An 8,445-nucleotide genomic window follows, 5' to 3' on the forward strand; every position below is an offset into this window, starting at 1 on the left:
CGATCTAAGGCGGTGACCAGCACGGTGTGGGCGACGATCACGATCCAGCGGGTGCCGTTGAGGAGGAACGGCGGCTGCGAGTACGCGACCAGGACGGCGAGGCCGACGACCACCGAGGGCACGGCGACCGGCAGCACGAACAGGGCGTCCATCACCCTGCGGTACCGCTTCTTCAGCGCGGCGGCGGCGAGCGCGGCCCAGGTGCCGACGGCCAGCGCGAGCAGGCTCGCGGTGAGGGCGGTGACCAGGCTGGTGGTGAGCGCCTGGAGGGCCTCGCCGCGGGTGGCGGCCCGGTAGTTGGCGGTGGTGAAACCGGAGGGCAGGACGCTGGACCAGTGGGCGGCGAAGGAGGCGCCGAGGACGACGAGGAGGGGCAGGGCGAACAGGGGGAGGAAGAGGACGAGGAAGACGGCCCACAGGGCCCACCTCCCCTTGCGGCTATGCACCAGCACGGCGGCTCACCACCCGGTAGAGGCCGTACAGGCCCACGGAGATCAGTACGTTGACGACGGCGACCACGCAGGCGCCCGGGTAGTCGGACTCCAGGATCGCCTTGCCGTAGACGAGCATCGGCAGGGTCGTGACGCCCTTGGCGCCGGTGAACAGGACGATGCCGAACTCGTTGAGGCACAGGACGAGGACGAGGCTGCCGCCGGCCGCGAGGGCGGGCAGCGCCTCCGGCAGGATGATCCGCCGCACGATCCGCGGGGCCCGGGCGCCCAGCGAGCCGGCCGCCTCGATCTGCGCGGTGTCGATCTGGGAGAACGCGGCGAGCAGTGGGCGCATCACGAACGGGGTGAAGTACGTGATCTCCGCGAGGAGGACGCCCCAGGGCGTGGTGAGGAACTGGAAGGGCCCCTCGGCGGCACCCGTGACGCCCGTCCACGCCCCGTTGGCCATGCCGACCGTGCCGTAGACGAAGAGCAGGGCGAGCGTGATGAGGAAGGAGGGGAAGGAGAGAAAGACATCGATGAACCGGGAGACCGCTTTCGCCCCCGGGAAGGGCACGAAGGCGATGACCAGCGCGAGCACGAACCCGAGCACGAGACACCCGACGGTGGAGGCCACGGCGAGCCAGACGGTCGTCCAGAGCGCCTCCCGGAACGCCTCGGAGGCGAACACGTCGGCGTAGGGCTGGACCGAGGTCCCACCGCTGTCGGGCTGGAAGGACTGCTGAACGACGAGGGCGAGGGGGTAGAGGAACACGAGAGCAAGCAGGACCACTGGAGGCAAGGCCCAGATCAGCGCCCCGAAGGGGCGCGGGGAACTGCGCGCCAAGCCCCCACCGGGCCGCGGTTCGGCAACAACCTCAGCCACGGCCCACCCCCGCAGGCAGCAACACGACGTCGTCGGACGCGAAGTGCAACCTCACCGCCTCCCCCACCACCGGCGGCGTCCGAAGTTCCCGCACGTCGGCCATGACCCGGTGCCCGGCCACGTCCACGAGGAGCCGATGCGTGGCCCCCCGCCACTGGACCTCCCCCACCGTGCCGGTGAGCCGGTTGGGCCCGTCACCGAGCCCGACCAGATGCGGACGTACGCACAGGGTCGCCGTCGCCCCCGGGGCGACCCCCTCCGTGGCGACCTTGATCTCCGCGTCCCCGAAGGACACGCCCGCGACCCCCACGGTCACCGGCAGCAGGTTCGCGCCGCCCACGAAGGACGCCGTGAACGCGTCGGCCGGCGCCCGGTACAGCGCCCTAGGCGTCCCGCACGCGCGCAGCCTCGCGTTGTCCATCACCGCGATCCGGTCGGCGAGGGTGAGCGCCTCGACCTGGTCGTGGGTGACGTACAGCATCGACACGTCGGGCAGTTCGCGGTGGAGGCGGGCCAGCTCGGCGAGCATGCCCGAACGGAGCTGGGCGTCCAGCGCGGACAGCGGTTCGTCCAGCAGCAGGACCCCCGGCCGGATGGCCAGCGCCCGGGCGATGGCGACGCGCTGCTGCTGGCCGCCCGACAGCTCGCGCGGATGGCGGCGGGCGTAGGCGGCCATGCCGGTCATCTCCAGGGCCTCGCCGACCCGTTCGCGGATCTCGGCCCTGGACACCTTGCGGGCCTTGAGACCGAAGGCGACGTTGTCCTCGACCCGCATGTGGGGGAAGAGGGCGTAGCTCTGGACGACCATGCCGATGCCCCGCCGGTGCGGGGGCAGGCCGGTGACGTCCCGGTCGCCGAGGAGGACCCGCCCGGAGGCGGGCCGTACGAACCCGGCGACCGCCCGCAGCGCGGTGGTCTTGCCGGATCCGGACGGCCCGAGCAGCGCCATGACCTCGCCCGGTCCGACCGTGAGGTCGAGGGCGTCCAGGACGACGTTGCCGTCGTAGGCGACGGTGACCGAGTCGAAGCGGATGCCGCTGCTGGCACTCATCAGCCGGCTGCTCCCCGCAGGAGGGCGGGCAGGGCGGCGACGGAGTCCAGCACATGGGTGGCGCAGGCCTCGCGGAAGGCGTCGTCGCCGTGGGCCCCGGTGCGCACCCCGGCGACGAGGCCCGCGCCGGCGCGTACGCCGCTCAGCACGTCGTACGAGGTGTCGCCGACGACGGCCACCTGAGCGAGGGAGTCGGCGGCCTTGGTGCGCAGGAACGCCTCCAGGACCATGTCCGGGTACGGCCGTCCGCGCCCGCCCGCGTCGGCGGGGCACAGGGTGAGCGGCACCAGGTCCTGCCAGCCGAGGGCGCCGAGGATGGCGTCCTGGGTGACCCGGGCGAAGCCGGTGGTGAGGACGACGGTGCGGCCGTCGGCGGCGAGTTCCTCGACGGCCTCGCGGGCGCCGGGGACCGGGGCGATCAGGCCGCCGTCGACGGATTCGCCGTACGCCTTCTCGAAGGCGGCGTTGGCGTGCTGGGCGCGGTCCTCGTCGCCGAAGAGGTGCCGGAAGACGGAGATCTTGGACTCGCCCATGGTGGCGCGGACGTAGTCCAGCTTCTCGGCGTGGTCGGCGGTGCCGGGCTCGACGCCGAGTTCGCGGGCGGCGGCGTCGAAGGCGCGCTCGACCAGGCCGCCGTCGGCGACGGTGGTGCCGGCCATGTCGAGGACGACGAGGCGGATGTCTGTCGGGTTCATGAGTGCTTTCACCAGCCCAGTTCGTTCGCGGTGGTCTCGGCTATCGCGGGCGAGCAGGTCATGCCGCGCCCGCCGGGCCCGGTGACCAGCCAGACGCCGTCGCGCACCTGCTGCCGGTGCACGACCCGGCTCGTGTCGGTGCACTGCGCGTACACCCCGGCCCAGCGGCGGCGGATCCTCGGCAGCGGGCGGCCGAGCAGGGACTCGACGACGCCGGTGAGGTGCTCGTAGGGGTCCTCGACGGTGTCGAAGGCGAAGGGGTGCTCGTACTCGTGGGTGTCGCCGATGGTCAGGCCGCCGTCGGCGCGCTGGACCATCAGGAGCTGCATCCTGTGCTCCGCGGCCGTGGCCGGCTGCGGCTGCCGGGCGTTCAGCTCGTCCAGGGTGGGCGAGCCGTACGCGGGGTAGTAGCGGAAGCTGTCGGCGTCGGCGACCGAGGTGGTCAGCGGTTCGCCGAGGGGGTCGGTCTGCATCATCTGGAGGCGGACCCGGCGCACGGGCAGGTCAGGTCCGGCCAGCTCGCGCACGAGGCCGCCGAGCCAGGCGCCGGTGGCGAGGACGACGACGTCGCCGGTGTGCGTGTCGCCGTGGTCGTCGCGGACGGCGTTCTCGCCGACGACGTCGCGGACCTCGCGGCCGGGCAGGAAGGTGTAGCGCGGGGACTTCAGCAGCTCGGCGCGCAGGGCGAGCTGGGCGGTGCGCGGTTCGACGGCCGCGTCCCGCTCGCAGTACAGGGCCGCGTCGAACTCGCCGCGCAGGGCGGGGTTGAGTGCCCGCGCCTCACCGGGGGTGAGGAGCTTGTGGCCGCGGGCGGCGGCGTCCGGGCGGGCGACGGCGGCCTCGGCGACGGCGCGTTCGAGGTCGCCGCGCAGGGGGGTCAGGGAGCCGTTCGGGCGGAAGCCGAGCGCCGGGATCCGGCCGCCGATCTCCTCCCAGAGCTCCCGGGCCCGCAGCGCGGTCTCCAGCTCCTCGCCGCCCGCGCGGCCGCTCACCCAGATCTGGCCGAAGTTGCGCAGCGAGGCGCCGCGCGCCTCGGTCTCGCGCTCGATCTGTACGACCTCGTGGCCGCGTTCCACTGCGTGCCAGGCGTGCATGGTGCCCACCACGCCGGCTCCGACGACTATCACTCTCACGACCGCAACACTCCTTGGCATCGGGGAACCGGAGGAATCCGGCTGACAACGAGAGCGTGAACTGGTCACCACGTTTGGGCTAGACCCGTTATCTTTTCGTGATACTCAAGGGTGGGTAATAACGGTACTTTCCCTCTGCTTTCCGGCGCTTTTCAGCCCTGGAGATGGGCGGTGAAGGAGAAGCGGTCGCCCCGGTAGAGGGTGCGGACCCGCTCCAGCGGGCGGCCCTCCGTGTCGCGGGAGACGCGGTGGATGAGCAGCATCGGCAGAGCGGGCGGGGTGCCGATCAGCAGGGCCTCGCGCGGAGTGGCCAGCACGGTCTCGATCCGCTCGTCGGCGTCCCCGAAGGCGATGCCCTGCGCGGCGAGGTGGGCGTAGAAGGACGAGTCCGGGTCGAAGGCGGTGTCCAGGTCGGGCATGCGGGCCACGGCGACGTACGTGCTCTCCAGGCCGACCCGCTCGTCGTCCGCGAGCAGCACGCGCTCCAGGTGCCAGACGGGCTCGCCGCGCGTGAGGCCGGTCTCGGCGGCTAGCGGCTCGGGGCAGGGGAAGCGGTCGAGGGTGACGAGCGCGCGGCCGGGGGTACGGCCCTGGCGCCGGACGCCCTCGGTGTAGCTGGCCAGGGACAGCGGCTGGGCGAGCTTGGGTCCGGCGACCACCGTGCCGCGCCCCTGCCGGCGCAGCTTGCCCTCCAGCACGAGCTCGCGCAGGGCCTGCCGGACGGTCTCGCGGGCGACCTCGTACCGCTCGGAGAGGTCCCGCTCGGTGGGGATGGCGCTGCCCTCCCCCAGCTCGCCCACGAGACGGTCGATGCGCGCCTTGACGGCGTAGTACTTCGGCACACGGCCGTGCTCCGGGATCCCGGAGCGGACGGGGGCGCCGGGGGCCTGGTCGTTCGGGTAGTCCACGCAGGGATCGTCGCAGACGCGGGGGGAGGGGAGCAGGGGGGACCTCTTCAGGGGCGGGTCTGCGGCATCAGCGGCGTCTGCGGGAGAGCAGTACGGCCGCTGCGCCGGTGGCGAGGAGCAGGGCCGCGGTGGCGAGGGCGGCGTCCAGGCGGCCCAGGCCCGTGCCGGCGAGTTCGTCGGCGAACGGGAACCCGGTGCCCCGGCTGTCCGGCGTGGAGGCGACGGAGGGCGCGACGGGCTCGGCGCTCCCCGCGGCGGCCGACTCGTCGGCGGGCTCGTCGGACGGGCCGCCGCTCCCGACGCGGAAGCGGTAGTCGTTCGACTGGCCGACCCAGTCGCCGTCGTCGCCGCGGCGCTGGACGACGGCGGCGTTGGCGGTGACCTGCCCCGGCGCCGTGTCCGAGGTGAGCGCGAGCCGCACCTTGACGGTGAGGGTCTTGCCGGGGCCGACGGTGAAGCCGGGGAAGGCGGCGTCGACCCCTTCCTCGCCCTTTCCTTCTCCCTCTCCGAAGGCGCCGATCAGCTCGTCGCGGTCGGTCGCCTCGAAGATGACGGGACGGGGGCGGTCACCGTCGTAGAACTCCAGGCGGGCCTGTTCCGGCTTCATGGCCCGTCGTTCGTCGACGAGGACGACGACCGGGTGGACGGCCTCGCAGGTGCGGGACGTGGTGTTGGTGAGGTCCAGGTACCAGACGCCGAAGCCGCCGCCGGACTCGTAGGCGCTCGGGCCGCCGTGGAGGCGGGTGGTGAGCGGGAAGGTGTGGTCGTCGGGGGCCGTGCAGGCGGGCAGCGGGGCGCTGGAGCCGACGGGGACCGGGGCATCGGCGAGGGCTGCGGCGGCGGCCGGGCCGGCGACGGCCAGGAGGGCGGCTGCCGCCGCCAGGCAGGGGGACGCGGGCGTGAACAGTCGCATAAACACATGAGCGTGTCGGAGGGTTCCGGTCACGGGGACCGCCGTTCGGGGTGTGCCCCTCTAACGGCGGTGCGGGTGCGCTCGTTCGGCGTAGGGGGTGCCGTGACGGGGCTGCCGGGTCGGTACGGGCGCTGCCCCCGGGTCGGTCCGGGCGCCGGCTCAGTGCCCCTCGCCCCGTCCGAACAGCGGCGCGAGCAGCAGCTGGGCCGCGCCCTGGGCGACCCCGCGTGTCCCGCCGGGCGCGATCCGCACCGGTACGGCGCCCTCACGCCCGCCCTCGCGCCGGGCCCGGGCGTCGAGGACGGCGCCGACCCCGGAGACGAACACGTCGGGCGCGGCGGCGACGGTACGCCCGCCGAGCAGGACCAGGTCGATGTCCAGCAGCCCGGCGAGGTTGGTGGCGCCCGCGCCCAGCACCCGCGCCGCCTCCGCGAGGTCGCCGCGGGCGACGGCGCCCAGGCACAGGGCCTCGATGCAGCCGCGCCCGCCGCAGGTGCAGGGCGGCCCGTCCAGTTGGACGACCTGGTGCCCGAACTCGCCGGCACCGGTCCGGGCGCCCCGGTGCACGGCGCCGCCGAAGACGAGGCCGGCGCCGAGCCCCGTACCGAGGTGCAGATAGGCGAAGGAGCCGCCCTCGCCACCTCCCTCGCCCGCGACCGCCAGCCCGAGAGCCGCCGCGTTGGTGTCCTTGTCGACGACGACCGGCACACCCAGGCGCCGGGTCAGCGCGTCCCGCAGCGGGAAGCCGTCCCACTCCGGGAAGCCGGTGACCCGGTGCAGCACGCCCCGGGCGTGGTCGAGCGGCCCCGGGAGGGCCACCCCCAGCCCGAGCAGCGTGGGCACGCCGGCGAGACGCCCGCCCTCCACGTCGGCGGCGTGCCCGCCCAGCGCACCGCCGGTATGCCCGCCCGGCACCCCCAACACCTCGGCGACCAGCTCCCCCGCCGCCCCCGCCACCCCCTCCAGCACGGCCGGCGCCCCCGCGCCCAGGTCCAGCGGGGACCGGCGCTCCCCCACGACCGTCCCGACGAGGTCCACCAGCACCGCCCGCAGCTCGTCCCGGTCCAGATGCACGCCCACCGCGTGCCCCGCCTCCGGCACCAGCCGCAGCACCGTGCGCGGCTTGCCGCCCGTGGAGGCGCGGCGCCCGGCGTCGGCGGCGAGCCCCTCCGCCCGCAGCCGGGCGGTGATCTTGCTGACCGCCTGCGGGGTGAGCCCGGTGCGCTCGGCGAGTTCGAGGCGGCTTATGCCCTCCGTACCGGCGCTGCGCAGCAGGTCGAGGACGAGGGCGGTGTTGTGACTGCGCAGGGCGAGCAGATTCGCCCCGCCGGCCACGGCACGCACGCCACCGCCCCCGCCCCCGCGCACGCCCGCGCCACTCCGCGTACCGTCGCCACCGTCGTCCGTTCCCTCGCCGTCAGCCCTGTTCACGCCCCCCATTGTCCCCGGCGCTTGCACTTTGGCAACAGCGTTGCGAAAGTGGACGTATGACTGGTACTCCCCCCGGCACCCCTCTGCGCGTCGGTCTCGTCGGCTACGGCCTCGCCGGCTCCGTCTTCCACGCCCCGCTGATCGCCGCCACCGAGGGCCTGGCCCTGGACACGGTGGTCACCTCGAACCCGGACCGGCAGCGGCAGGCCCGCGACGAGTTCCCGGACGTGCGGACCGTCGCCACGCCGGACGAGCTGTTCGACCGGGCCGCCGAGCTGGACCTGATCGTCATCGCGTCCCCGAACAAGACCCACGTACCGCTGGCCCGGCGTGCCCTGGAGGCCGGTCTGCCGGTCGTCGTGGACAAGCCGGTCGCGGGCACGGCGGCCGAGGCGCGCGAGCTGGCGGCGCTGGCGAAGGAGCGCGGTCTGCTGCTCTCCGTCTTCCAGAACCGCCGCTGGGACAACGACTTCCTCACCCTGCGGGGGCTGCTGGACGAGGGCGCGCTCGGCGACGTGTGGCGCTTCGAGTCCCGCTTCGAGCGCTGGCGGCCGAAGCCCAAGGGCGGCTGGCGCGAGTCGGGCGACCCGGCGGAGATCGGCGGCCTCCTCTACGACCTCGGCAGCCATGTCGTCGACCAGGCGCTCGTCCTGTTCGGCCCGGCCACGCAGGTGTACGCCGAGTCGGTCGTGCGGCGCGCGGGCGCCGAGGCGGACGACGACACGTTCATCGCGATCACGCACGCGAACGGCGTCCGCTCCCACCTCTACGTCTCCTCCACCGCCGCCCAGCTCGGCCCGCGTTTCCGGGTCCTGGGCTCGCAGGCGGGCTATGTGAAGCACGGCCTCGACCCGCAGGAGGCCGCGCTGCGCGAGGGCAAGCGGCCGGGCCCCGGCTGGGGCGAGGAGGACGAGTCGCTGTGGGGCCGCGTCGGCGCCGGCGAGTCCCCGCTGACCGGCGGCGGACGCGTGGAGGCGACCGTCCCGGGCGACTACCC

The 8,445-nt window shown here is 74.2% G+C and carries 9 protein-coding genes; 1 reads left to right on the forward strand and 8 read right to left on the reverse strand.

The window, feature by feature from the left end:
• The 8 genes from GTW67_RS16130 to GTW67_RS16165 all read right to left on the reverse strand — a co-directional run.
• The coding region (locus GTW67_RS16130; RefSeq protein ID WP_524539787.1) for an ABC transporter permease subunit at positions 1 to 452 on the reverse strand (452 nt) is incomplete at its 3' end.
• Positions 439 to 1,278 (reverse strand): 2-aminoethylphosphonate ABC transporter permease subunit, encoded by an 840-nt coding sequence (locus tag GTW67_RS16135; RefSeq protein ID WP_161165515.1) that lies wholly within the window; start codon positions 1,276 to 1,278, stop codon positions 439 to 441. The genes GTW67_RS16130 and GTW67_RS16135, both read right to left, overlap by 14 nt.
• A 31-nt stretch (positions 1,279 to 1,309) precedes the next feature.
• Entirely contained in the window at positions 1,310 to 2,368 is a 1,059-nt protein-coding gene (locus GTW67_RS16140) for an ABC transporter ATP-binding protein (protein WP_161165516.1), read from the reverse strand.
• The gene (locus tag GTW67_RS16145; protein ID WP_161165517.1) at positions 2,368 to 3,063 is read right to left on the reverse strand and encodes an HAD family hydrolase; all 696 of its coding nucleotides are present in this window, start codon (positions 3,061 to 3,063) and stop codon (positions 2,368 to 2,370) included. Before GTW67_RS16145 ends, GTW67_RS16140 begins: the two co-directional genes overlap by 1 nt.
• An 8-nt stretch (positions 3,064 to 3,071) precedes the next feature.
• Positions 3,072 to 4,217 (reverse strand): TIGR03364 family FAD-dependent oxidoreductase, encoded by a 1,146-nt coding sequence (locus GTW67_RS16150; RefSeq protein ID WP_202437306.1) that lies wholly within the window; start codon positions 4,215 to 4,217, stop codon positions 3,072 to 3,074.
• A gap of 131 nt (positions 4,218 to 4,348) precedes the next feature.
• Positions 4,349 to 5,104 carry a UTRA domain-containing protein gene (locus tag GTW67_RS16155; RefSeq protein ID WP_161165519.1) on the reverse strand — a complete coding sequence of 252 codons (756 nt, stop codon included), beginning with the start codon at positions 5,102 to 5,104 and terminating at the stop codon, positions 4,349 to 4,351.
• Positions 5,105 to 5,171: 67 nt separating this feature from the next.
• Positions 5,172 to 6,017 carry a hypothetical protein gene (locus GTW67_RS37020; RefSeq protein WP_202437307.1) on the reverse strand — a complete coding sequence of 282 codons (846 nt, stop codon included), beginning with the start codon at positions 6,015 to 6,017 and terminating at the stop codon, positions 5,172 to 5,174.
• A 159-nt stretch (positions 6,018 to 6,176) separates the two neighbouring features.
• Positions 6,177 to 7,457, reverse strand: a complete 1,281-nt coding sequence (locus tag GTW67_RS16165; RefSeq protein ID WP_161165521.1) for an ROK family transcriptional regulator — start codon at positions 7,455 to 7,457, stop codon at positions 6,177 to 6,179.
• Positions 7,458 to 7,504: 47 nt separating this feature from the next.
• Between GTW67_RS16165 and GTW67_RS16170 the strand changes: the two genes are divergently transcribed.
• Positions 7,505 to 8,445 (forward strand): Gfo/Idh/MocA family protein (locus GTW67_RS16170; RefSeq protein ID WP_161165522.1); only part of this gene is annotated, 941 nt, incomplete at its 3' end.

This window comes from Streptomyces sp. SID5910 (assembly GCF_009862125.1).
Lineage (GTDB): Bacteria > Actinomycetota > Actinomycetes > Streptomycetales > Streptomycetaceae > Streptomyces.

What these genes read in the sequence shown, in the direction of transcription:
- GTW67_RS16150 (WP_202437306.1), bottom strand. Translation starts at nt 4,217, where the DNA reads ATGCCAAGGAGTGTTGCGGTCGTGAGAGTGATAGTCGTCGGAGCCGGC.
- GTW67_RS37020 (WP_202437307.1), bottom strand. Translation starts at nt 6,017, where the DNA reads ATGCGACTGTTCACGCCCGCGTCCCCCTGCCTGGCGGCGGCAGCCGCC.
- GTW67_RS16145 (WP_161165517.1), bottom strand. Translation starts at nt 3,063, where the DNA reads ATGAACCCGACAGACATCCGCCTCGTCGTCCTCGACATGGCCGGCACC.
- GTW67_RS16165 (WP_161165521.1), bottom strand. Translation starts at nt 7,457, where the DNA reads ATGGGGGGCGTGAACAGGGCTGACGGCGAGGGAACGGACGACGGTGGC.
- GTW67_RS16140 (WP_161165516.1), bottom strand. Translation starts at nt 2,368, where the DNA reads ATGAGTGCCAGCAGCGGCATCCGCTTCGACTCGGTCACCGTCGCCTAC.